22 protein-coding genes and 1 pseudogene are annotated in these 22,996 nt (G+C 58.5%); 6 read left to right on the forward strand and 17 right to left on the reverse strand.

The features are described 5' to 3' along the window. Positions 1-266: 266 nt before the first annotated feature. Positions 267-878 (reverse strand): hypothetical protein, encoded by a 612-nt coding sequence (locus K6T64_RS01395; RefSeq protein WP_288008267.1) that lies wholly within the window; start codon positions 876-878, stop codon positions 267-269. A 245-nt stretch (positions 879-1,123) separates the two neighbouring features. On the opposite strand from K6T64_RS01395, the gene K6T64_RS01400 reads away from it, so the two are divergent. After that, entirely contained in the window at positions 1,124-2,686 is a 1,563-nt protein-coding gene (locus K6T64_RS01400; protein ID WP_288008268.1) for an ATP-dependent metallopeptidase FtsH/Yme1/Tma family protein, read from the forward strand. A gap of 29 nt (positions 2,687-2,715) precedes the next feature. Here K6T64_RS01400 and K6T64_RS01405 read toward each other — a convergent pair whose 3' ends face one another. Next, positions 2,716-3,996 (reverse strand): methyl-accepting chemotaxis protein, encoded by a 1,281-nt coding sequence (locus tag K6T64_RS01405; RefSeq protein WP_288008269.1) that lies wholly within the window; start codon positions 3,994-3,996, stop codon positions 2,716-2,718. Positions 3,997-4,146: 150 nt separating this feature from the next. After that, positions 4,147-5,313, reverse strand: a complete 1,167-nt coding sequence (locus K6T64_RS01410) for a cysteine desulfurase family protein (protein ID WP_288008270.1) — start codon at positions 5,311-5,313, stop codon at positions 4,147-4,149. A gap of 103 nt (positions 5,314-5,416) precedes the next feature. Between K6T64_RS01410 and nadA the strand changes: the two genes are divergently transcribed. Together nadA and K6T64_RS01420 are read left to right on the forward strand one after the other, a co-directional pair. Further along, the gene (nadA, locus tag K6T64_RS01415) at positions 5,417-6,511 is read left to right on the forward strand and encodes a quinolinate synthase NadA (protein WP_288008271.1); all 1,095 of its coding nucleotides are present in this window, start codon (positions 5,417-5,419) and stop codon (positions 6,509-6,511) included. Between the two features lie 47 nt (positions 6,512-6,558). After that, positions 6,559-7,086 carry a transcription repressor NadR gene (locus tag K6T64_RS01420; RefSeq protein ID WP_288008272.1) on the forward strand — a complete coding sequence of 176 codons (528 nt, stop codon included), beginning with the start codon at positions 6,559-6,561 and terminating at the stop codon, positions 7,084-7,086. Here the strand turns inward: K6T64_RS01420 and K6T64_RS01425 are convergent. From K6T64_RS01425 to K6T64_RS01435, 3 genes are all read right to left on the reverse strand, one after another. Beyond that, the gene (locus K6T64_RS01425; protein ID WP_288008273.1) at positions 7,061-8,188 is read right to left on the reverse strand and encodes a mannosyltransferase family protein; all 1,128 of its coding nucleotides are present in this window, start codon (positions 8,186-8,188) and stop codon (positions 7,061-7,063) included. The genes K6T64_RS01420 and K6T64_RS01425 overlap by 26 nt on opposite strands. 116 nt (positions 8,189-8,304) lie before the next feature. Beyond that, a complete protein-coding gene (locus K6T64_RS01430; protein WP_170099427.1) occupies positions 8,305-9,405 on the reverse strand; it encodes a glycosyltransferase in 1,101 nt (366 codons plus the stop codon). Positions 9,406-9,603: 198 nt separating this feature from the next. Beyond that, positions 9,604-11,193 carry a YifB family Mg chelatase-like AAA ATPase gene (locus tag K6T64_RS01435; RefSeq protein ID WP_170099428.1) on the reverse strand — a complete coding sequence of 530 codons (1,590 nt, stop codon included), beginning with the start codon at positions 11,191-11,193 and terminating at the stop codon, positions 9,604-9,606. Positions 11,194-11,400: 207 nt separating this feature from the next. On the opposite strand from K6T64_RS01435, the gene K6T64_RS01440 reads away from it, so the two are divergent. Beyond that, positions 11,401-11,595, forward strand: coding sequence for a hypothetical protein (locus K6T64_RS01440; protein WP_170099429.1), 195 nt, complete (start codon positions 11,401-11,403; stop codon positions 11,593-11,595). A 273-nt stretch (positions 11,596-11,868) separates the two neighbouring features. Here K6T64_RS01440 and K6T64_RS01445 read toward each other — a convergent pair whose 3' ends face one another. The 5 genes from K6T64_RS01445 to K6T64_RS01465 are packed head-to-tail and all read right to left on the reverse strand — an operon-like array spanning position 11,869 to position 15,928. Then, positions 11,869-12,285, reverse strand: a complete 417-nt coding sequence (locus K6T64_RS01445) for a hypothetical protein (protein ID WP_100667851.1) — start codon at positions 12,283-12,285, stop codon at positions 11,869-11,871. Between the two features lie 38 nt (positions 12,286-12,323). Then, positions 12,324-12,614 (reverse strand): ferredoxin family protein, encoded by a 291-nt coding sequence (locus K6T64_RS01450; RefSeq protein WP_100667852.1) that lies wholly within the window; start codon positions 12,612-12,614, stop codon positions 12,324-12,326. Further along, positions 12,611-13,915, reverse strand: a complete 1,305-nt coding sequence (locus K6T64_RS01455; RefSeq protein WP_170099431.1) for an FAD-dependent oxidoreductase — start codon at positions 13,913-13,915, stop codon at positions 12,611-12,613. The genes K6T64_RS01450 and K6T64_RS01455 overlap by 4 nt, the downstream gene beginning before the upstream one ends. 60 nt (positions 13,916-13,975) lie before the next feature. Further along, a complete protein-coding gene (locus K6T64_RS01460) occupies positions 13,976-15,082 on the reverse strand; it encodes an electron transfer flavoprotein subunit alpha/FixB family protein (RefSeq protein WP_288008274.1) in 1,107 nt (368 codons plus the stop codon). A gap of 12 nt (positions 15,083-15,094) precedes the next feature. Beyond that, positions 15,095-15,928, reverse strand: coding sequence for an electron transfer flavoprotein subunit beta/FixA family protein (locus K6T64_RS01465; RefSeq protein WP_288008275.1), 834 nt, complete (start codon positions 15,926-15,928; stop codon positions 15,095-15,097). A 323-nt stretch (positions 15,929-16,251) separates the two neighbouring features. Between K6T64_RS01465 and K6T64_RS01470 the strand changes: the two genes are divergently transcribed. Both K6T64_RS01470 and K6T64_RS01475 read left to right on the forward strand, forming a co-directional pair. Beyond that, positions 16,252-18,054, forward strand: coding sequence for a multicopper oxidase domain-containing protein (locus K6T64_RS01470; RefSeq protein ID WP_288008276.1), 1,803 nt, complete (start codon positions 16,252-16,254; stop codon positions 18,052-18,054). Between the two features lie 102 nt (positions 18,055-18,156). Next, a pseudogene (locus K6T64_RS01475) lies at positions 18,157-18,258 on the forward strand (3-hydroxybutyrate dehydrogenase); the annotation flags it as partial. Positions 18,259-18,298: 40 nt separating this feature from the next. On the opposite strand, the gene wrbA reads toward K6T64_RS01475, so the two are convergent. From wrbA to K6T64_RS01505, 6 genes are all read right to left on the reverse strand, one after another. Then, complete coding sequence (gene wrbA / locus K6T64_RS01480; protein ID WP_100667857.1) at positions 18,299-18,901, reverse strand: NAD(P)H:quinone oxidoreductase; 603 nt, start codon at positions 18,899-18,901, stop codon at positions 18,299-18,301. Between the two features lie 171 nt (positions 18,902-19,072). Further along, positions 19,073-19,375, reverse strand: coding sequence for a YneF family protein (locus K6T64_RS01485; protein ID WP_100667858.1), 303 nt, complete (start codon positions 19,373-19,375; stop codon positions 19,073-19,075). Between the two features lie 26 nt (positions 19,376-19,401). Beyond that, positions 19,402-19,770 (reverse strand): YraN family protein, encoded by a 369-nt coding sequence (locus K6T64_RS01490; protein ID WP_288008277.1) that lies wholly within the window; start codon positions 19,768-19,770, stop codon positions 19,402-19,404. A gap of 45 nt (positions 19,771-19,815) precedes the next feature. Next, complete coding sequence (gene mrdA / locus K6T64_RS01495; RefSeq protein WP_288008278.1) at positions 19,816-21,636, reverse strand: penicillin-binding protein 2; 1,821 nt, start codon at positions 21,634-21,636, stop codon at positions 19,816-19,818. A gap of 36 nt (positions 21,637-21,672) precedes the next feature. Then, entirely contained in the window at positions 21,673-22,395 is a 723-nt protein-coding gene (locus K6T64_RS01500) for a ribonuclease HII (protein ID WP_100667861.1), read from the reverse strand. Next, positions 22,392-22,904 carry a YlqF/YawG family GTPase gene (locus K6T64_RS01505; RefSeq protein WP_288008279.1) on the reverse strand — a complete coding sequence of 171 codons (513 nt, stop codon included), beginning with the start codon at positions 22,902-22,904 and terminating at the stop codon, positions 22,392-22,394. Before K6T64_RS01505 ends, K6T64_RS01500 begins: the two co-directional genes overlap by 4 nt. Positions 22,905-22,996: the final 92 nt, after the last annotated feature.

A 22,996-nucleotide genomic window follows, 5' to 3' on the forward strand; every position in this document is an offset into this window, starting at 1 on the left:
CGGACACTCGGGGGTGAACCAACTGTGGCGCGAATCCAGTGGGAATACACAAGCTTGGTCAATCATGTCGAGGGGATTCGCAACCAACTGAACAACATGGGACAACAGGGATGGGAACTGGTGTCGATCGTGCCGATACCGGGGCAGTTTCACTGCACTGCAGTTTTCAAGCGGCCCGGAGCGCCCCGTATCACGTCAGTCAAAAAACGCGGCGACGGCAAAACTCGGTAATTCCGACTGCCCCCGCGACGCAGCGGGGGCTACTGTCACCCGTTTGACCGGTTGTGCCGCAAACCCTTCATCACGTCGTCCACGTCAAGACAAGGAACGTGAAGGCGAAACTCCCGCCGCAAGTCCTCTACAATGTACTCCGTTTCATCGGTGACCAGATACGGGGCATTCTCCTCCGCCGCGGCGATGAGGCAGTCCAAGAGGTAGTCCTCGTCGATCACTTCCGACAAGGCCTCCGTCGGCAGGAGATCGGAAAAATACGCCCACACCAACTGCAACCTGACCTTGCCGTTAAGAAGCAACGGCTTGCCACGATAGTAGTCGCCTCCCGCCCGTTCCACCGTTTGGGCCTGCCATCGAATAAAATCGGTGGACAATTGCGGCATCAGCTGGCACAGTGCCGTTATGTCACTTCGTTCGAACTCCCCGGGATCTGGGTGGTTCAGCAGCGAGTCCCAGTAACGAAAAGCCCCTTTATAGACGCTGATCGGCATCACCAGGGTAACGCCCTCGGTGTAGAACAACGGGGGACAATTGCACATAACGTTAATATCCACCACGTACCTTTTTTTAGCCACCAGTTTCCGCTGTCGTTCCAACCGGGATTCCGGCTGCATCTGCTTTTTCCAAAACGATGAAAACCACACCTTGGCAACACCGCACCTTTTCTTAAGTGGAAACCTGAAGGGATTCCCAGCACCATGATTATAACGTGATTCCGGCCTCCCAGCCAAGAGACACCTGTCCGTCCGCTGCGGTTTGACTACTCGTTTTCTCGGCGAGACTGGTCCGTAGGACGAATTGTGGCAGATGTTGATTCTCGTTGGGTGAGGGGGCAGACCAAATGCGAGATATTCGAAAACGCCGTCACTCTCGATGGGTGATTAGCTTCATGTCTGTTCTGATGCTCATGGCGGCCGGAACGGTCTGGTGGGGGCAAAAGTCATTTCAATTCCCGATTTGGATTGCGGGTGGAATACCCATCCTCAGCGGCGAATGGCTGGCCGGGATTCTTGCATCCGTCGGCATGTCCGGGCTTCTCTGGGCGTGGTTGAGGTATCGTCCAACGCCTGGGCCCCTGGGCAGGCCCACAGCGCCGGTGGTGCGAGATGTCACCCGGCCATCAAAGGAATTCTCGAGTAGTCAACCTCCGGTAACCTTTGCCGACGCCGCAGGGGTGGACGAAACTGTGGACGAACTCCGGGATATCGTGGATTACCTGCGAGATCCCGGCAAATACCGAAGAATGGGGGCGGAGATGCCCAAGGGTGTGATCCTTTACGGCCCACCAGGCACGGGGAAAACGCTGCTCGCCAGGGCAGTGGCAGGTGAAGCCGGGGTTGAATTCGTCGCTTGCAGTGGGTCTCAGTTTGTTGAACAGTACGTCGGCCTCGGGGCCAAAAAAATTCGGGACCTGTTCGATCAGGTGCGTCGAATCGGCCGGCCGGCCATCATCTTCTTCGACGAACTCGATGCTCTTGGCCGGCGGCGGGGCGAGACGGGAAGCTCCCAGGAGTGGGATCAGACCCTCAACGAACTCTTGGTGCAGTTGGACGGTTTCCACGGACGCCAGGACATCATCGTCATGGGAGCGACGAACCGACTCGACATCCTCGACCCCGCCTTGCTGCGGCCCGGGCGCTTCGACCGACATATCCGCGTTGACCTGCCCTCCATCGAGGGACGGGAGAAAATTCTTCGCCTCCACGCCCGCACTAAGCCCATCCATCCGGCGGTGGATTTTCGCAGTCTGGCCCGGCGCACCCCCGGTTTTTCCGGAGCGATGCTCAAGCACCTGTGCAACGAGGCCGCCATCCTAGCTGTCAAGGAAGGGGCCCGACAGATCGAGGCGCGCCACTTTTCTCAAGCGATCGATCGGGTCGTTGCAGGAAACGCTCGCAGGGATCTGGCTCTTCGCGAGAAAGACCGTGAAATCACCGCCTATCACGAAGCGGGACACGCCCTGGTCGGTTTGATTGAAGGAGTGGAGCGAATCCAACGAATCAGCATCCTTCCCCGGGGACAAGCTCTCGGGTTTGTCTTGCAAGAATCCCCCGAAGACAGGGTTTTGTACACCAAACGGGAGTTGCTTGGCAAAATCACCATGGCCTTGGGAGGACGGGCCGCAGAAGAGTTGGTTTTCGGCGACACCTCCACAGGTGCGGAACAAGACTTGGAACAAGCCACCGATCTCGCCTGGTCAGTGGTCGCCCGATTTGGGATGAGTTCCCTTGGCCTCCTGTCCCTCCGGCCTCACCACTGCGGAGGCGCCGATCTTGAAGCGGCCAACCAGCACGCCCGGGCAGTGCTCGGAGAGTGTTATCAAACCGCCCTGGACATCCTCACGCGCCACAGGGCGGTGCTAGACCGCGTGGCAGCCCGGCTGCTTGAAAAAGAAGTTCTGGAAGAGGAAGATTTTCTTCAGATCGTCCGCGTTCAGTCCATTGTCTCTTGAGGTGGTAATGGAAGCGGCGAATCAGGGTCTCAGCCGCCTAAGCCCTTCCACCGAATGGCTTCGTATTCCAGATGCCGAGCCCGTTCCTGGGCCCGGCGGGCTTCGGCGGCGATCGCCGTGGCCGTGGCAGTTTGCTGTTGTACGGCGGAGTACACTTCGTGGATGGCGGCCGACAGGTGTTCAGCGTTTTGGACGACGTCGTCCACAGCGTGAATAACGGTATCGTTACCCTGAGCCATGACCCGATACGCTTCGGCGACGGCCGTCAACGATCGGTCAACGTCAGCTGTCGAATCGGCAATGTCGTCAAAGGCGGTCGCCACCGTATGAATCAATGCCTCTTGCTCATCCACCAAGGACTGAGATCGCCGAGTCCGAGCCACACTGATCTCGACTTGTTCCCGGATGTTATCGATGAGCCCACCGATCTGCTGAACTGCCCCCTGGGTCTCAGCTGCCAGCTTCTGGACCTCTTGGGCCACCACGGCAAACCCCCGTCCTGCTTCCCCGGCGCGGGCGGCCTCAATCCCTGCATTGAGCGCCAACAAGTGAGTCTGGGAAGCGATATGTCCGATCCACCCGGCGATCTCCTCCACCCTTTTCGACAACTGTCCAAGTTGTTCCACCGCCGCCGCCGTATCGTGGACCGCGGTCACCGTTTGCGGAATCTGCCGCCGAATCTCCGCCACCGCTCGAAGTCCCTTGTCCAACTCCCGCCGGGCCCGCTCCGCCGCCCGGGCACTTTCCGAAGCCCGCCCGTCCGCGACCCGGGCTGCCGCGGCAGTCTCTTGGGCGGTTTTACCCGAGAGCCGGGCGAGTTCGGTCTGTTTGGACAGGGCGGCGACAAACTGGTCCATGGCGACGGATATCTTGTGAGACCAATCGGCAGATTGGCTCGAAAGCTCAACCATTTCCGCGATGCCTGCAGAAATATCCCGGGAGTGATCTCGAACTTTGAGCAGGATCCCGTAGAATCCCTTGATCATACGGTTGATGCCGTGAGAGATTCGACCAAGTTCATGAAAGGAACGGTACCCCACCCGGGTAGACACGTCAATCTCATCGGTCACCGCGGTCAGTCCGCGAACCATCTCTTTCATCGGAGGGATCAGCCAACGATGGTACACCCAGGTCCAGATCGACGCCATACCAAGAATGACGACCAGAATTGCAAAATCCGCTCCCGACGTGAGGACCCGATCGAAGAATCGGACGGCACCGGCAACGGCTGCGGCCAGGGCCGTGTGAAATAAAAAGAAATATGCGGCCAGACTCCTTCGATACCACGAGATGGTGTGTTCGGCTGCCACCTTCATCTTCACCCTTTACCCCGGATTTCTGTGGACATTATAACATTTCCTTAAACTTTTGGACAACGGCGGTAACATATCGGGTGAGAGACAAAATCCAGTGGGATCGCACACCACTCATTCCCGGATCCACCCGTGCCGACGGTTGGATCACTTCCCCCGGATGGAGAGTGCGGCAGATCGCATCTCCGCCGCAATCTCGGACAGGGCTTCTCCAAGTTCGTCCACCGAACTTTCCGTATTGGTCCATCCGAGGCTGATGCGCAGACTTTCCAACGCTTCGTCCCGGGAGTACCCCATCGCCAATAAGACGTATGAAGGTTCGGATTCCGAGGCGCTGCAGGCCGATCCGCTGGAGACGGCGAACCCCCTCCGATCGAGTTCGAGCATCAATAATTGCCCTTCCACCTTTGGAATTCCAATAGTCAAAATGGTCGGCAAGGATTCCTCCGGATGGCCAAACACCACGCACTCTGGAATCGACCGGCGAATGTGCTCTGCCAATCGCCTCCGCAGGGCCGCCCCCCGCTCGCCCAGAGCGTATCGCTCCATCAATTCTACCGCCTTCCCAAACCCAGCGATGGCTGGCACGTTAGGCGTGCCCGGCCGGAGTTGCCGTTCTTGACCTCCGCCGAATATGACGGGGTCAAGCCGCGTGCCCTTGTGTACATACAGTGCCGCAGCTCCCTTTGGCCCGCCCATCTTGTGGGCATCAAGGGTGAGCAGGTCCGCCCGGATGCGCCGCACGTCGACGGGAATTTTACCGAAGCTCTGAACCGCATCTACGTGAAAGAGAACACCCCGTTGCCGTGTCATCTCCCCGATGATCTCCACGGGCTGGATCGATCCCACGACGTTATTGGCGTGCATGAGGCTGACGAGAATGGTGTCCTGCCGCAACCTCCGCCCGACCTCAGCAGGGTCAACTCGTCCATGTCGGTCCACCGGCAAGCGTTCGACTTCAAATCCTTCCCGGACGAGCTGGTCTGCCACCCGAAGAACAGACGGGTGTTCGATGGCGCCCACCAGAATATGGCGGCCCTCCCCCTTCCTGGCACGCCTCCGGGCGGCACCGAAAAGGGCGAGGTTGTTGGCCTCGGTTCCCGACGCGGTGAACACGATTTCCCGGTCCCGGGCCCCGATGGACCTGGCAATGACGCTTCTCGACTCCTCAACGATCTCTTTGGCCCGAAGACCCGCTTGATGTAAACTACCAGGGTTCCCGATTTCCTCCTCCATGACCCGGTGCACTGCGGCGAGCACCTCGGGGTACATCGGCGTTGTCGCTGCATGATCAAAATACCGCCTAGAATCCATGGTGTTCCGCCCCCTTGGTGGTATTGCTCTTATTTTACATCTGTCTTGACATGTGACAACCTCAAAACCATAATGAAACCATCATTGATAGGAGGTTTGACCCATGGCTTTTGCGGAATGTCTCACTCCGGGCATCGCCGAGTTATCCCGTTATTCCTCCGAGGAGTTGGACGAGCGCATCGCTGAGGCAAAGCGGGCACTCAACAACCAAGTGGTGATTCTTGGACATCATTATCAGCGGGAAGATGTCATTCGCTTCGCGGATTATCGGGGAGATTCCTTGCAATTGTCCCGCATCGCAGCGGGGCTGACCGATGTACAATATATTGTCTTCTGCGGTGTCCATTTTATGGCAGAAACGGCAGACATCTTGACCGGGGACCGCCAGACCGTGATCCTGCCGGACCATAATGCGGGTTGCTCCATGGCCGATATGGCGGACGCTCAAGATGTGGAAGAGGCCTGGGAGCTGCTTACCGATCAGTATGGGGACACATTGCTGCCCGTCACCTATGTCAATTCTTCAGCCGCCGTGAAAGCTTTTGTCGGACGCCACGGGGGACTCACCTGCACCTCGTCCAACGCCAACCGAGTATTCGAATATGCGCTAAGCATCAAGCCGCGCATTCTTTTTTTGCCTGATCAGCACCTCGGCCGGAACACCGCCGTCAAACTCGGCATTCCCCTCGAAGCGACAGCCGTGTACGATCCAGGGGAGATGGAACTCTCATTCCCCCACGGCGGTCAAGACCCAAAGGTGATTCTGTGGAAAGGCCATTGTTCGGTCCATCAGCGTTTTGAACCCGGACATGTTCGCGCTGTGCGGGAGAAATACCCGGGCATCAAAGTGATCGTACACCCGGAATGCCCTTACGAAACGGTCCAACTCGCCGATGCGAGCGGGTCCACCGACTTTATTATCCGGACAATTCGTCAGGCGCCACCGGGTACTCAGTGGGCGGTGGGGACCGAACACAATCTTGTTCACCGTTTGGCCAAGGAGCACCCGGACCAGATGATCATTTCTTTGAATGAGATGGTTTGCCCCTGTCTGACCATGAATCGCATCGACCGGCCCCATCTCGCAGACTCCCTGGAAAGCTTGGTCCGCGGCCAGCCCACCGGCGTTATCCACGTTCCGGAAGACACCGCCCGCTGGGCAAGACTCGCCATCGACCGCATGCTCGATGTATCCTAATCCGCAGCCGGAAGCCCTGCGTCCAATCACCGGGGAGGCGAATGTGCATGACCAGACGGGAACGACTGCTCTACATCCTATATCGGGAACCGGGCCCGGTCTCAGGGGGTGAACTGGCCCGACGCCTAGGGGTTAGCCGGCAAACGGTGGTGAGCGACATCGCCCGGCTGCGAGGGGAAGGAATGAACGTCCTCAGCACACCCCAAGGGTACGTACTGGGCACACGACCCCACTTCTACCGAGAAGTTTTGGGAATTGTGCACACGCCCGAACAACTGCCCCGGGAGCTCGAAATCCTCGTGGGGCACGGCGTGAGTGTGGAAGACGTGTGGATCGATCACCCCGTCTACGGGCGAGTTCACGGCCGACTCAATATTGCCACCCCGGAAGATCTCGCCCATTTTCTCGAGATTCGCGCCAGGTCGCCGGTCCCTCTCTTTTCGGAAGTGACCGGCGGCCTCCATTATCACACCCTCTTGGCGTCGGGGCCCGAACCGATCGCCCGCGCCCGAAAAGCGTTGGTCGAAGCCGGCTTTTACCTCCTTCAATCTACGCCACAAAGTACCCTTTGCTAAAGTTCTGGAGGATTATCAACATCCCCGCCACCTCCGCGGCACAGGCGGCGTAAAACAGCACTCGAGATTTCAACATGCGGGCGGCAATCAGGAATAAAGGAAATAGCACGAGAACAAACCGAGAGATGCTCAGAAAGTACCAGTCGCGAGCCGGGGAAAGCAGCGGAACGACTGCGGAGACCAGGGCGAAAAGATAGTAACTGCCGTGAATGCGCAAGCGTCGAAAGGGCAAAGCCAGGGCTAAAAGGGCCAACTGGGCCCACACCACCCCGACGGTAAACGCCCGGATGATCCATGACCAACCGTGCAACGGCTTGACCCACAACTCGAGGGTGCCGAGCCGAAGCGTATCCCAAGGCCACATGAATGCCCGCTTCCATTTTTGCTGGGCGTGTACAAAAGCTAAGGGATCGCCGAGCTTTGCGTTCAACAGACCCATGTAGATTTCAAGTCCAGCCGGTATTAATGCAACGGCCGCCAAATCTGGCCCGACCCCCTGCCACCGAAATCCCCGCCGTCGAAAATACTCGTACAAAAACGGTAGCACCAACGCCAGGCCCGTGTTGCGGGTCAACGACGCGAACAACCCGAAAAATCCCGCTGTCCAGAAACGCCCGGTCCTCGCGTAATAGAGACTCCCAGCGGTAAAAAACAGAAACAATGGCTCGGTATACCCGCTTGCAAAGAAAAACGCGGTCGGAAAGAACACCATCAGCACCAACGCCCGCCACGCAGTCTGGGGAGGTTGGTCCAGCAGGAAGAGCTTCGCCGTGATGTACAGGGCAAAAAAGAAGAAGATGTTTGCAATCCCCCAGGCACTTTCAACGTACGTAAATCCGGTCCACTGGTGCACGTATCGAATGAAAAAGGGAAACAACGGAAAAAAGGCCGCCGAGGTGGGGCGATATCCGTGGGCGGCAATTCCGATGTACCATTGCGTATCCCAGCGGCTGAAATTCTGGATCAGGGCGTATTGTAAAAAGGACGTCAGCGGGACAACCGGATGTTTGTCCATGCTGAACCAGATACTTCCGCCCCATACGACGATTTTATGTAAAACAAAAGATCCGGCGGCATACGCCCATTCCCGCCCCCGATTCACGCCGACACCTCATTTCTTCCCACGCCGCATTCCGGCCGGTTCGCCCAGGCCCACGGCCTTGCCTGACAGCCGTCATTCAAAAAGCGGATACTTCAACGACCTTTCCCCCAGGTAAATCAAGACACTCGCATTCGCGGCCGTTTGTGTCCCACTCTCCGCCAGGTCCACCGATCGTTTAATCGGTAATTCACCAAAGCTCCTCCGATAATCCCTGTTAGGTTCGCCCATTCTTTCGGAACGTCCAAGAGGCGGAACAGCACACTGAGCACGACCAGGTTGACGGCAATGCCGATCAGCGCCACCGCGGCATATTTGGCAAAGGTCACCGCCAGCGGATCACTTTGCGGGGCATCCCTCCACGTCAATCCGCAGTTCCATGCAAAGTTCCAAATCATCGCCAACGAACCAGAAACAAAAGCGGCTGTCTCTGGAAAAATGCGCCATCTCGTCAAAAGAGCAAATAAAAGTGTATTCACCGCCACCCCGCTGATGCCGACCAGTGCAAACAACCAAAACCTTCGATCGTCCGGTGACTGCACCACTAGCCGGGCGACATGACGCAAGTAATTGATCATCTCCGCCGGGCTCATCTTCGATTCATTGGCAGCCCGGGGTCGAAAAGCGTAGGGAATCTCGACGAGGTGCGAATACCGCCCCTTGACCACAATCTCCATGAGTATCTTCCAGCCCACGGGGTTTAGGTGCACGCCTTCAATCACTTGGCGCCGAATCATAAAAAAACCGCTCATCGGATCGCTGACAGAACGGACCCGATGCAGCGCCGCTTTCCCGATCATTCGAGCCGTTCGAGAAATCACCTTGCGAATCCCGTGTAATCCCCCGTCGTCTCCACCCGGCAGATGGCGACTGGCGATGACCACGTCGGCCCCCTGTCCGATCTCGCGATACATCCTGGTCAGGACTTCGGGAGGATGTTGCAAATCGGCGTCCATAACGGCCAACACCGACCCCCGGGCCAACCGAAACCCTTCTAGCACAGCCGTAGCTAAGCCTCGCTGACCTTCGCGGTGAATGCAGCGCACCCGCGGATGATCGGCACATAATTGGGCGAGCACTTCCGGGGTGTTATCACTGCTATCATCGACAAAAATGACTTCATAGGAAAAACCTCGCAGGGCTTCCTCCAGTTGGTCGATCAACAAGCGTACCGTTTGATTCTCGTTATAGGTTGGTACCACGATCGACAACACGTTCACCCGATGCCTCCTCGGCTGCTGAGCACCGCAAAGGCTCAGACCGTGATCCAATCCCTCCGTCCATCTTACTCGCAATCCCCGACTTTGTGCAATCCATTCCTCCAAGATCGAGTCTCCAAGGTTGTGCCCCTATCCTCCACCTTTTTGCCCTCGCCCATACCTGGGGTCCTTGATCCCCACACCCAGCCCCTGGTTCACCTACTCCATCAACCGCCTGGCTCCCGTTCGGTTCGATTCGAGACTCGCCGCAGTGATGCCGGGCGCGTCCTTCATATCCACCCAAGCGCTGGGACGCCTTCGGTATTGAAGAGCCTCCGCCACATCGTCACGTTCCACTGCGTCATGCCCCGAGAGGTCGGCGATGGTCCTCGCCACTCGCCACACCCGGTGAAACGCCCGGGTGGAGAGTCCGAGGCGGTCGTAAGCCGTCTCCAATAAATCCCGGGCCTGGCGGGTCAAGGGAGCCCATCGTCGCAGTTCCTGCAACGAATAACCGGAGTTGAAGGGAAACACAGATTCGGGTTGTCTTTGCTTCTGCCGTTTCCAGGCCGCTTCCACCCGGGCCCGGATGATCCGCGAGCTCTCAGGATTTCCGTTCGTCCTTTCGAAGGGGCTACGGCGCAGCCGGGCCACTTCCACAAACAGATCAATCCGATCCAGAATCGGCGCCGACATGCGACTGTAATAACGTTGTAAGAGCGCTGGAGAACAGTGACAAGTTTCGTCGGTCCCACTTCGACCGCACGGGCACAAATTGGCAGCGGCCACGAACAGAATCTGTGCCGGGAACGTCACCAGGATCTGGTTGCGGACGACCGTGATCTCTCTGGATTCCAGTGGCTGGCGCAGCCCCTCAACCGCTGTTCGCGAAAACTCCGGGAACTCGTCGAGAAACAGTACTCCCCGATGAGCGAGACTCACTTCGCCTGGTCTGGGGTAAGATCCACCTCCCAGAAGCCCCGAAGCGCTGATGCTGTGATGAGGATTTCGAAACGGCCGGTGAAGGGAAGGCCGCACGTTCGTAGAGAGATGGGCAGTAGAGTGGATGCTCGCCACTTCGACAGCTTCCTCCATGGAAAGCGGTGGTAGAATGCTCGTTATTCGCATCCCCAGGGCAGTCTTTCCAGACCCCGGAGGACCGGTGAGAAGGAGAGGGTGCCACCCGGCTGCAGCGATTTCGCAGGCCCGTTTGGCGTGTTCCATCTCGATCAAGTCGGCAAAATCCTCCCGCCTCTCCGGATCAGGAGCAAGAGACTCCCGGGCCACGGTGGCTCCACAACAAGTGCCCTGAACGGCCTCCACCGCCTGGCGAAGGGACCGGACAGGAAATACCTGGAGCCCTTCAATGGTGCGGACCAAGTCCAACGAATCGACAGAGCACAAAAGGGGTAATCCGATTCGCTTCGCCGTCCGCGCCGCCGGCAACATGCCTCGAACATCTTTAACAACGCCGTCCAGAGTTAACTCCCCCACCGCCACCATCCGCGCCGCCCGCTCCACCGGAATCACCGAAGCCGCGCCAAGAATGGCGAGAGCTAGGGGAAGGTCCCACCCCGCCCCCTCCTTCTTCCAATCCGCGGGCGTCAGGTTCGCGACGATACGCCGGAGTGGAAACGGATAACCACTGTTCTCAATCGCCGCCCTCACCCGCTCCTTCGCTTCCCGCACCTCAGATCCCGGCAACCCCACAATCTCAAACCTCGGCAAACCCGAGCTGATGCTGACCTCCACGTGGACCAACTTCGCGTCTACTCCCAACAAACCGACGCTGGGCATCCGTGCAAACACGATAACCCCCCCGTTCGAAGCAGGCCGACTCGCCGGCCCGGCCTGCACATGAACTTTCCTTGCCCTTAGGGATTCGGCGAAGCCGTTATCCGGGACCTTTGTTTGAAATCCTTTAGAACGACCGATGGCGAATAAAGGCCGACTGGCCCGGCATGCTATGTTTTGAGACCGATCAACGTGGAGACTCACCCGGGGAGGCGATGGTCCGTGGATAAACCCCAACAGAAGTCCACGCAAAAAAAGGAGCCCACCGTAGCGCCGGGGTTAAATGGCGTGGAAGGGCTGGAGGAGGATGCCAGCCCCAAAGAAAAAGCCCGGGGAGACTTCACCCGGGTTACCCGCCTGGTCTGGGATGAGGTAGAATCCGGGCCGTCCAAGTCTTCTACCAATCAACCGGGTTAAAGCACCTCAGGGGATGTGATAATCGGATTTGACAAGGCGGAAGTCTTTACAAAACAGGAGGCAGCGTAGTGCAAAAAGAAACCTTGTCGCGACCCGCAGGCAGATCGGGAAACTGATCTGCTTTTAGTCCAAGCACTCGGCATCGGTGGGATCATTGGAACGGGGTATTTTTTGGGCTCGGGACCGGCTGTCGGCAAGAAAAAAACGAAAAGCCCCCTGGCCCGGGCTAACTCCCCGAGGCCAGAGGCTCAAGAGGGCTGCTTTCGTCCCATTCTAAGCTTTTGAAGTACTTACCGGGAACTCCACCGGAACCGCGCAGCGACCGGGCTGGACCTCGAACCCCTGGGAGCGCAGAACCGCTTCCAATTCCGCCATTCGGAGGCGTGCCGATTCAACCGGAGTACCCTTCGACAGTCGCCTGCTTTCACTGATCACGGTTTCCAGCGGCTCTTGATACTCGTACACGGTGAATCCGGAAGGATCGACGGCAGTCACGAACAATGTCGGCGTGATATAGAAGAGAAACGACAGCTCCGCTTGACGGACCTCCTCAAACACATCCACATGGACGATATTTGTTCCTTTACTCACAAGCGTGTCCACGAAACGCGTGAGATTCGGGAATTGTACCTTTCGGTAAGCGGATGCCCGCCCGCTTGAACGAGAACTCCAGTCCCGGCCGTGACGCACGATCGGTGTCCCCCTTTCTCCTCGCCCAGGGCTCACCCTCATCCAAATTTGTACGTGATCCCATACCCTCCGGTCGGATACACCCACTCGATGTTATAAGTGGGACACGCTAACCGACAGGTTCCACATTCAATACAATTTTCAAAGGCGACGGAAGTCATCTTGTCCTCCTCGTGCCAAAGATAAACATCCGCCGGGCAAAAATAGTTGCAATCTTTGTCAACGCATTTCGCGCAGACATCCTGGTCTTTAATGATCAAGTGGGACTTGTCGTCCGCTTTGTAGCGAATCGTGAAAAGCCGCTCTTCGATGCTCTGGGCTTGTGTCATCCGTTCATCGCCCTCCAACCTTTCAGAGCTAGACGCAACAGACCCATATTCCCGCCCGCCACTTCACGAAGATGCCCGACCGCAGCCTTTTGTTTGACTTTCTTTGGCACACCGTCAACCAGCATCATTTCGTAGGCCGCGTCGTTAAGCGCCTGAGGCAATTGGTCAAAAAGCTTTTCGGACTCTCCAGCTGCCAACAACCCGTGAACGCCGCGATATTTCTTCAGATCTTGGTAAATAAACGATCCCCGCACCGCCTTGGTGTACTCGCCAAGGGTCGCCGATGAGAAATCCCCTTTGGCGTGGGCAGAGATGGCGGTTTCCCCTGCCAGCCGTCCCGAAGTCACTGCCAGGTTCGTTCCCTCGCGGTGCACGGCATTGACCATCTGGGCGGCATCTCCACAGATCATCCACCCGTCCCCCGCCAGGGGAGGCATGGAGTTTAACCCGCCTTCGGGGATTAAGTGCCCGGAGTATTCTTTCACTTCGCCCCCCTCGATCAAGCGGGCGACCATCGGATGCCGCTTGAGCGCCTCAAGAACCTCATAGGGCTTGATCCGTTTTTTCCGGAGGTCGCTGACCATCACACCGACGCCCAGGGAGAGAGTTTCCTGATTCGTGTACAGGAACCCGAGTCCCGCCATGCCGAACATGTGCCCGACGATCTCAATGGTGACCCCTTCGTTGCCTTCGACGTTGAAGCGGTCCTGGATGGTCTGTTTCGGCAAGGCGATGACCTCTTTCACCGCCAGGGACACCTCATCCGGGCGCCACTCCCGGTGAACTCCGAGCGACTTGCCGAGCAAGGAATTGACGCCGTCGGCAATGACCACGACGTTGGCTCGCAGGTCGCCGTCCTCCCGGTCCGTTCGAACCCCGACCACTCGCCCGTTTTCCCGCAACAGCTCAGTAACCACCGTTTCATAGATCGGAATCGCCCCGGCCTGCTCCGCTTTGCTCGCAAACCACTGGTCGAACTTCACCCGCAGCCCCGTCCAACAATTCGGGGGATCGACGAACTTGGAATTCCGGTGACCGAAGGTGACAGCGCTATCTTCCCCCAGTAACCACAGGCGCTGTTCCACGATGGTACGCTCCAAAGGCGCTTCTTTCCAGAATTCCGGGAGGAGGTCTTCCAGCTGTTTGCGGTACAGCACTCCCCCAAAAATGTTCTTGGCCCCCGGGAACTCTCCCCGCTCGATCAAGGCTACCTTCAGGCCGCCTTTCGCCATGGTATACGCGGCGGCAGTACCGGCAGGACCGGCACCTACCACGATTGCGTCAAATCGTTCATCTGCCACGCTCTCATCCCCAATCTTTGACCGACATGGACCCGTTTTACCTTCATAAACCAGGCGAACTCACACCGTTTGTGGTGTAGACGCCGCACCTTGGCTCGAAACCCCTACCCCGGCTTTTCGTTTGCGCAGGGTTTCCGTAATGGCGGGAACTATGTGAAATAAATCACCAACAATACCATAGTTTGCAATCTTAAAAATCGGCGCTTGAGGATCCTTGTTGATCGCAACGATATAGGTGGAATTCTGCATGCCGACTACGTGTTGAACCGCTCCGGAAATCCCTATGGCAAAATACAACTTCGGTCGGACGGTGGTCCCGGTCTGTCCCACTTGATGATCGTGACTGATCCATCCCAGATCCACAGCAGCCCGGGAGGCGCCGACCACTCCACCGAGCTCGGCGGCAAGCTCCTCAAGAAGGCGAAATCCAGCCGGCCCACCGAGTCCCCGGCCTCCTGCAACAATAACGTCTGCGTCCTCGAGGTTGACTTTTCCGGTCGCCTCGAGAAACTCCAACACCTCCACAGCGATGTCTTCCGGTTTGATCTGGGGCGGCACGGGAATGATCTCCCCGGTACGGGATTCATCCCGGGGCAACGCCTCAAACACCCCAGCCCGGGCCGTGGCCATCTGGGGCTTAAACTGTTTGCAGAGGATCGTCGCCAGCATCTTTTCGGAAAAAGCCGGCCGACTCGCCAAAAGCAGTCGCTCATCGTCCACTTCCAGTTGAGTGGAGTCCGCAGTCAGGCCAGTCGGGAGATGGGTGGCGATCGCACCGGCCAAATCGCGCCCGGTATAGGTCGCCCCCATGAGGACGATCTCTGGCTTATAGGTGCGAATCACGTGCAGACACACTCGGCTGTAGGGCCGGGTCCGATAATTCTCCAATTCCGGTGAGTCACAGAGATACACTCGGTCCGCGCCGCGGTAAATCGCCTCCTGGGCGAGATGCGCAACGTTCGAACCTATCACGAGTGCCATAACCGGCGCCTCAAGTTTCGCCGCCAGACGGCTTGCCTGCCCCAGTAGCTGCCAGGAGACCGGCTTGGCTCTCCCTCCGCGTTGCTCCACCACCACCAGGACTCCTCGGTAAGTCGACCAGTCCACATCCCCCTCCGGCTGGAGACCGATCATCGGTTTGCGCTTTTTTGGCGCTTTTTCCGCCATATCCGTCCCTCCTCAAGCCCAACCCAGTTTGTGCGGAAGATCAGTCGCATACAGGCGATCCAACAGTGCCTCCGCCACGGCGGAAGGGCTGTTACCTTCCAGAAATTCTGTGTCCACCTGCTTGGGCTCGGGCACCCAGGTTTTTGAAACGATCGTCGGCGAACCTCGAAGCCCGATCTTCGAGCGGTCGAGATTCTCGAAATCGCCTGCGGTCCACACGATCGGTTGGTACCGCGCCGCCCGCAGAAGTCCTGGCAAACTGGCCCTTCGGGGGCGGTTCAACTCCGCCAGGGCGGTGATCAAGACCGGAAGCTTCGCCTTGACTCGTTCCACCCCGTCTTCAAGGTGCCGATGGACGATGATCTCTCGTTTTTCTGGATCGAATCGTTCGACTTTTTCGACATAGGTGAGTTGGTCGATATCCAGCCGGCAGGCAATCCCCGGGCCGACCTGTCCGGTATCTCCGTCGAGGGTTTGTTTCCCGCAGAAAATGGCGTCCACGGGCCCCCATTCGTCTTCGGCTTTCTGAATGGCCGAAGCCAACACATAAGAGGTTGCCAAGGTATCCGCTCCGGCAAATGCTCGGTCGCTCACCAGAACCCCTTCGTCCGCGCCCATGGATACACACTGCCGAAGGGCTTTCTCTGCCGAAGGCGGTCCCATACTGATCACGGTGACCCGAGCTCCGTGCTCATCCTTGATCCTCAGGGCTTCTTCCAGTGCGTGTAGATCAAAATAATTGACAATAGCGGGAACCCCCTGCCGCACCAACGTGTTGGTTTTGGGATCAATGCGGATCTCCCGGCTGTCGGGCACCTGCTTAATACAAACAACCAAATGGAGCAAGGCGTCTCCTCCCTTCCCGCGTGCAACCGCAGCGTCCTCCCGGAAAACGCCGCGGCCTCGCCGACTTCCACTACGATTATAAACCCTCACCCCGTCGCCCTAATAGTATACCACATGGGAATCTTATTCGGAAGGCTAAATTTTCTTGGAAGTCATGACATCTCATTGAATCTTTGGCGGCAAAAGGGTGAACGTACCGCTGTCTAAACGGGTTGTCAACTCGCGTGGCCCATGATATAGTAGCGACGAGGGTTCCCAGCCGTGAACTCCAATTTTTTCATCATATACTTGACTAGATTGGTCATCTTTTTTGGGGGTGTATCATGAATCCTTGGCACCTGTTGCTTCTTGGACTCATCGCCGGAGGCACCATCTACTTCGGTTTACCCGTCGGGCGTCTGAGCGGTCTCGGCGGCAAGGCACGAGCGATTCTCAGCATGCTCTCGGCAGGTATTCTCATTTATCTCATGGTGGAGATTCTGGGAGAGGCGGCCGGAGATGCAGCGGGAAGTGTGCAAGCCGCCGTCGTCGGTTCTGAAACGACTCTATCTGCCGGTCTGAAGGTCTTGCTTTTGATCGCTGGGCTGCTCATCGGACTGGTGGGCTTGGTGGCGGTCCAAGAGAAGTGGATCGAGCGGGGATTGCGGGAAAGCGGAACCCGGCTGTCCTACATCACCGCCGCCGGTATCGGACTGCACAACCTCAGCGAAGGGTTGGCCATCGGCCAGTCGTTCGCCATGGGCAAATCTGCCCTGGCCATCGGCCTGGTGATCGGGTTTGCCCTTCACAATGCCACCGAAGGGTTCGGCATTGTCGGTGCCTCCACGCGCACAGGGGAGCGGCTGTCCTGGCCCTCGATCCTCCTCTTAGGGGCCATCGGCGGCGGCCCGACCTTTGTCGGAACGTTGTTGGGCAGCTTGTGGACCTCTGATTTCCTCTCCATCTTCGTTCTCGCCATGGCTGGAGGAGCCATCCTCTATGTGGTGAAAGAGCTGATGTTCGCCGTGCGGAGGGAAACCGCCCAAAGATTAATCATGGCCGCCTTGGCGATCGGTTTTGGACTGGGCTGGGGCACCGAAGTGGTGGCCGCCACTGCCCAAGGGGGAAAAAGTGGAGACGAGCACGCCGTTCGGGAGGCGGATGGCGACATCCTGCCCGCCGCAGCGGGGAAGCCGGGGGCCATAGCCCCGGTGTCAGCCCGGGAGAGTGCGCAGCAACGGCAGATGGCCGAAGAGCTGCTGCACGAACAGGCCGCGACCCCGAAGATTCTACCCGATGGCACCAAGGAGTACGACCTTACGGCATCCGTGTTTCCCTGGGAGCTTTATCCCGGCGCCACCATCGATGCATGGGGATATAATCAGAGGGTGCCTGGGCCTCTGATCCGTGTCAGAGTCGGAGATAAAGTCGCGATCGTGTTGAAGAACGACCTTCCTCAACCGACAACCCTGCATTTGCACGGGTTGGCCGTGCCCAATGCGATGGATGGAGTCCCACAGATGTCCACGCAGTCGGGAACTCTTGGAACCCAACCAGAAATTCCACCCGGTGGTTCTTATACCTATCGGTTTACTGTGACCGATCAAATGGTAGGAACACACCTGTACCATACCCATGTTAATGATGATTTTCAAATGGATATGGGTCTTCATGGGGTGATCATTGTCGATCCGGCCCACTCCTCCGCGAAGCCACCATACAGTGTCGAAGCATTGTACGAAATATCCAGTTTTAAGATCGGCGGAAGTGAGCAGGAAAATGCCTTCGCCCTAAACGGCAAGGCTTTTCCCGAAACCCCGATGTTAACCGTGCGCCGCGGGGACCGGGTCCTTATGCGCCTCGTGAACGCCAGTGCCGAGGAATTTCACGTGATGCACCTGCACGGGTACACCTTTGAAATTGTGGCAAGAGACGGAAATTCACTGCCGCAGCCGGAACGTGCCAACACCATCACCCTCGGTCCGGCGCAAACGGCGGATATCGCCTTCACGGCTGACAATCCCGGTCAGTGGATGTTCCACTGTCATATTCTCGACCACACCGTCAACCCCAGTGAAGCGGGGGACGGATCGTCGCACCAAATTGCCCGAATGGGGGGGCTCACGACCTTTATCAACGTCCAATAAGACAGATTCTGACACAATCCGAGTCCGGCTATCGAAATCGCTCGATTTTTCTCATTTCCCGGGTGATACCGCCCGGGTATTGACATTTGGCTGCACACCCCTCAACCCTCCGCAGTGGCAGATTACGCCGCCTTCCTCGCCTCAGAAAAGGGACTAACCATCACCGGTCAAGCTGTGGTGATCAACGGCGGGTATGTCGCCAGTGGTACGACTTGGGGACGGAGAAAGCCTCCGCCCCCGGTCGTTACTTCTTCAAACGGCGCGCGACGTCCACCAGGCGTTTAATTTGGTGCCTTGCCGCAGCCAGGGTTTTCTCGTCCAGGGAAACCTGGTCGTTCACCGTGGCGCTGGTACCATACGGATTGCCACCCGCAGCGAAGATGGAGGGATCGGTATACCCCGGTGCCACCACGATCGCCCCCCAATGGTACATGGTCGTGTACAAGGACAGGATCGTGGCCTCTTGTCCCCCGTGAGGGTTACTGGCACTGGACATCGCCGTAACCACCTTGTCGACCAACTTCCCCTGGGCCCAGAGGGGCCCCGCCGTATCAAGAAATTGTTTCATCTGGGAAGCCACGTTCCCGAAGCGGGTAGGCGTACAAAACACGAAAGCATCCGCCCACTCCAGGTCATCGAGTTCAGCCGTCGGCACATCCCGGGTCGCTTCCACGTGGGCTTTCCACGCAGGATTGGAGGCGATGGCCGATTCCGGAGCTAACTCCCGCACCCGGCGCACCCGCACCTCCGCGCCGGCCGCCTCAGCCGCCTCCTTGGCCGCAAGAGCCAGCCGATAATTCGTCCCTGTGGAACTGTAATAAATCACCGCCACCTTGACATCCGCCATGGTTTGATCCCTCCCAAACGAAGAAGTGATTCTCTATAGGGCAACCCGTTGCTAACTATACTACACAAACTATCCTTTTGCAAGGATGATGGGGTGGCATGGGATAAAGCGATCGCAAGGAATCGTTCCCGGCACCGCAAGAAATTGTCTGGAAATCCCCGGGAGCCCCTTTCATTTTGTCCTGCGTTTGCCCGTTTTCGACTTCTCTTTGCTGGCCTGACCCGAGGGTTGCGGTTTGTTCTTGACCAGTGCCCCTAAGGGGCCCTTCCCTGTGGGAGGATTTTGTTTCATATGGCGCATCACCGTTTGCAATTGTTTCTGGTTCAAATTGACCCCCATGCTCCGAGCCATAGCCAAAACCTGCTTTTCGTCCATCTGGGTGTTTTGCAACTGTCTTCGCAAATACCACACGCCCAGCGCAAAACCCGCCGCGACCCCGACAATAAAGACGCCTATGAATCCCACGTAAATCACGGGTTCACCTCTCCATCTGAATGGAATTAAAAGGCATTTTGAATGTGGGTGATGCGGCGAACGGTGCGCCTATCCGGCGCCAATTCCACCGCCACGACATCGATTCGGTAGTCGTGGGTCAGCATTCGCCGCCGGACCGGAGAGAGGAGAAAGGCCTGGACCAAGTGGTGCAACTTGCGCTTTTTGCGATCGTCAAGGCTCTCTTCTGGTGTACCCATGCGACGGGAGGTCCGGGTTCGAACTTCAACAAACACGAGAGTGGGGCCGTCGCAACAGATCAAATCGATCTCTCCGAGCGGACATCGCCAATTGCGCACAATGACCTCGTAACCGAGATTCATCAAATACCCCGCAGCGAGCTCTTCCCCGTACCGCCCCAACGACCGCCGGTCCACGAGCCCTCCCCTCCTCCTTTCCGGATGGCTTCGGTCCCGCGGCTCTCAGTGACCTTTGGTAGCAAAATACGCGTCGAACATTTTCCGCACGATGGCCGCGGAGTCCGCCCCGTGGCCTCCTCCCGGGACCACCACGGCGGCCGCCACTTCTGGATGATCATAAGGCGCATAACCGACGAACACCGAGTTGTCGTACCCCTGCTGACCGGTTTCCGCCGTCCCGGTTTTACCGGCCGCCTTGTACGGTGCCCCGATAAAGGCGCCATAGGCCGTGCCCGAAGGTACGTTGCACACTTGATACATCCCCTGCCGGACCACTTGGATCACCTGGGGGGAGACCGGCACGGTATTCAGCACTTTCGGCTCGATCCGCTTGACAATGGAGCCGTCCGGCGCCACGATGCGATCCACGACGTGGGGCTCCATTCGTTTGCCGCCATTGGCGATGGTCGCAGTGTACTGGGCGAGTTCAATGGGCGTGAACTGCTCGTACTGCCCGATGGCCGAATAATACACCGCCGGCAGCGTTCCGTCGTCCATTAATTTGCCCTTTTCTTCGTTCGGAAGATCAATTCCCGTCAAAGCTCCGAGGCCAAATTGTTCCTGATACTGCTGAAACCGCTTCATCCAAGCGGTACGCGGCCCTTTCGCCCATTGATCCAGCTGTGTAAAAGACATACCCGGCGTCCACTTGCTGGCCATCATCCCGACCCGGTAGAAAAACGTGTCGCAAGACTCCCGGATCGCATCGATGACATTGACCGTCCCGTGAGCCGCCCAGTCCCGGATCGTCCATTGATTGATCCGAATGTAACCGGGATCGTAAGTGGTCCAAGATGGTACGATGACCCCGTCCTGCAGGGCGGCAATGGCCGTGATCAGTTTCCCTACTGAACCCGGGACTTGCGGATCCTGAATCGCACGGTTCATCTCCGCCGGTGCGAACTGGGTCCAGTGGGCCTGACTGATCCCGTTCACAAACCAATTGGGGTCGTAGTACGGATAACTGGCCATGGCGATGACCTGGCCGGTGTTCACGTCGAGCAGGACAGCCGCGGCATTTTTCACGCCCTGGGAGCGCAATTTCTGCACTTGATCCGCAAGCGCCTGCTGGGTCGCCTGCTGGACCCGGGCGTCGATGGTGAGCACCACATCGTCCCCGGGGACCGGGGAGACCGCTTCAATCCCCGCCGTGGGCTGGTTGGCCGCGTTGACCATAAACCGGAACGCCCCATCGGTGCCGCGAAGATATTTTTCATAAGACAGTTCCACACCTTGGCGGCCCACCTTCTCATCCCGGCGGTAGCCCCGGGCCAGATAGCTGTCCAATTGCTCGGGCCCAATGGAGTTCAGATAGCCGATCACGTGGCAGGCCAACGTTCCGGCTTTGTAGTCCCGCTCGGGAGTTGCCACCACCTGAACGCCGTTCAGCTCCCCCATATGCTCAGCCACGTACGACCGCTGTTGGTCCGTAAGCCCGAGTTTGATGGGCCGCCAGATCGGTCCCAGGGAGGCGTCGTTCATCTTCTGTAAAATGGCATCCGGGGTCATCTGAAGCACTGGGGCCAGTTGATTGGCGATTCGTTTCTCCACGTTTTCATCAGAAGTGAGATCGGCCCAATACAAACCGTAGGAGGCTTTGTTGCTCACCAAGAGTTGACCGTTGCGGTCGTAAATCTTCCCCCTGGGGGCGGGCCGGGTGAGGATTTCAAACCGGTTCCGATCGGCCAACTGTTTATAAGACGCGCTCTCCACCAACTGGAGCTGCACCAGCCGATTCGCCAACACCCCGAGGAGAATGACGACCACACTCATCAACAACAGCAGACGCCGCCGACGTACCATTGCGTTTTCCGAGTTGGACACGCCGCCAGCCTCCTTCAATCTCGCGCTGACCCTATTCTACTTCTCCCGGGCTTCATCCACCAACCCACCCGGGACCGGCAAAAGCGCAGAAATCGTTGCCCCGCCCGGGCAGGGCTCTTTCCAGCGGGCCACGGGACCGAAGCTTCGCCGATGAATGGGGCACGGGCCGAGCTTCTGCAGGGCCTCCAAATGGGCCGCCGTGGGATAACCTTTGTGCCGCTCAAACCCATAACCGGGGTACCGCTCGGCGTATTCCACCATCAACCGGTCCCTGGTCACCTTGGCCACAATGGAAGCCGCCGCTATACTGGGCGACTGCGCATCCCCCCGGACCACCGCCAAAGATGGAGCCGGCATATCGGGAACGGGCCGGCCGTCCACCAACACTGCCTCGCATCGCTTCCCGAGGGTCGCCACCGCCCGGCGCATGGCCAGCCTCGCAGCCTGAAGAATATTCAGCCGATCGATCAGATCCGCGTCCACCACCGCCACTTCCAGGGCCAGGGCATCCCGGCGCAGGCGCTCGAACTGCTCTTCCCTCTGCCCGGCGGTCAGTCGCTTTGAATCCCCCAGCCCGGCGACATCAAAATCTTTGGGGAGCACCACCGCCGCCGCCACCACCGGACCCGCCAGGGGTCCCACCCCGGCCTCGTCCACCCCCGCGACCAGGGAGTAGCCCTCGTTCCACAACTTCCGCTCCCATTCCCACCCAAGCGCGGGCAGGCGGGTGGGGACGCCCCCCGAGTTCCCGGGGCTCATCCGTTGTCCACCCCTTCAGCCGATGCCTCATCGGGAGGCGCTTCGAGGCTGATTCTTCCCAAACGCCCGGTTCGAAACTCCCGACAAACCAGTTCGGCCGCGGCCGCCACGTTCACCCGGCCCCCCGCCATCAGAAGCCCCCGACCTTTCCCCACCTGTTCCAGCCAGTCCTCGGGCTCCCCGGCCAGGTCGCCGTAACGACCGGCCAAAGCTCGGGGGTAAGTCAACTGCAACCGCTTCAATAGAAACAGAGCCACTTCTTCCAACGGGAGGATCTCCTCCTTGATGGCCCCGGTGGCGGCCAAAAGCAGACCCGTCTCAGGGTCCTCGAACTTGGGCCACAGAATTCCCGGCGTATCCAGGAGTTCAAATCCCTCCGATGTCCGGATCCACTGCTGAGCCCGGGTGACACCTGGCAAATCCCCGGTTTTTGCCGCAGACCGCCCGGCCAGGCGGTTGATCAGCGAAGATTTTCCCACATTGGGGATGCCCACAATCAGCACCCGCACCCCGCGGTTCCGCCCCCCCCGGGGGGTGGCGGGGGCCCCCGGGGGGGGGGGGGGGGGGCGGCGGCGGGAGCGCGCCGGCCGCCACCCAGGGG

This window comes from Kyrpidia sp. (assembly GCF_023512215.1).
Lineage (GTDB): Bacteria > Bacillota > Bacilli > Kyrpidiales > Kyrpidiaceae > Kyrpidia > Kyrpidia spormannii.

Bases quoted from the DNA above. Each gene is read 5' to 3' on its own strand.
- K6T64_RS01400 (WP_288008268.1), top strand. From the start codon at position 1,124: ATGTCTGTTCTGATGCTCATGGCGGCCGGAACGGTCTGGTGGGGGCAA.
- K6T64_RS01410 (WP_288008270.1), bottom strand. From the start codon at position 5,313: ATGGATTCTAGGCGGTATTTTGATCATGCAGCGACAACGCCGATGTAC.
- nadA (WP_288008271.1), top strand. From the start codon at position 5,417: ATGGCTTTTGCGGAATGTCTCACTCCGGGCATCGCCGAGTTATCCCGT.
- K6T64_RS01420 (WP_288008272.1), top strand. From the start codon at position 6,559: ATGACCAGACGGGAACGACTGCTCTACATCCTATATCGGGAACCGGGC.
- K6T64_RS01450 (WP_100667852.1), bottom strand. From the start codon at position 12,614: ATGACACAAGCCCAGAGCATCGAAGAGCGGCTTTTCACGATTCGCTAC.
- K6T64_RS01460 (WP_288008274.1), bottom strand. From the start codon at position 15,082: ATGGCGGAAAAAGCGCCAAAAAAGCGCAAACCGATGATCGGTCTCCAG.
- K6T64_RS01470 (WP_288008276.1), top strand. From the start codon at position 16,252: ATGAATCCTTGGCACCTGTTGCTTCTTGGACTCATCGCCGGAGGCACC.
- wrbA (WP_100667857.1), bottom strand. From the start codon at position 18,901: ATGGCGGATGTCAAGGTGGCGGTGATTTATTACAGTTCCACAGGGACG.
- K6T64_RS01500 (WP_100667861.1), bottom strand. From the start codon at position 22,395: ATGAGCCCCGGGAACTCGGGGGGCGTCCCCACCCGCCTGCCCGCGCTT.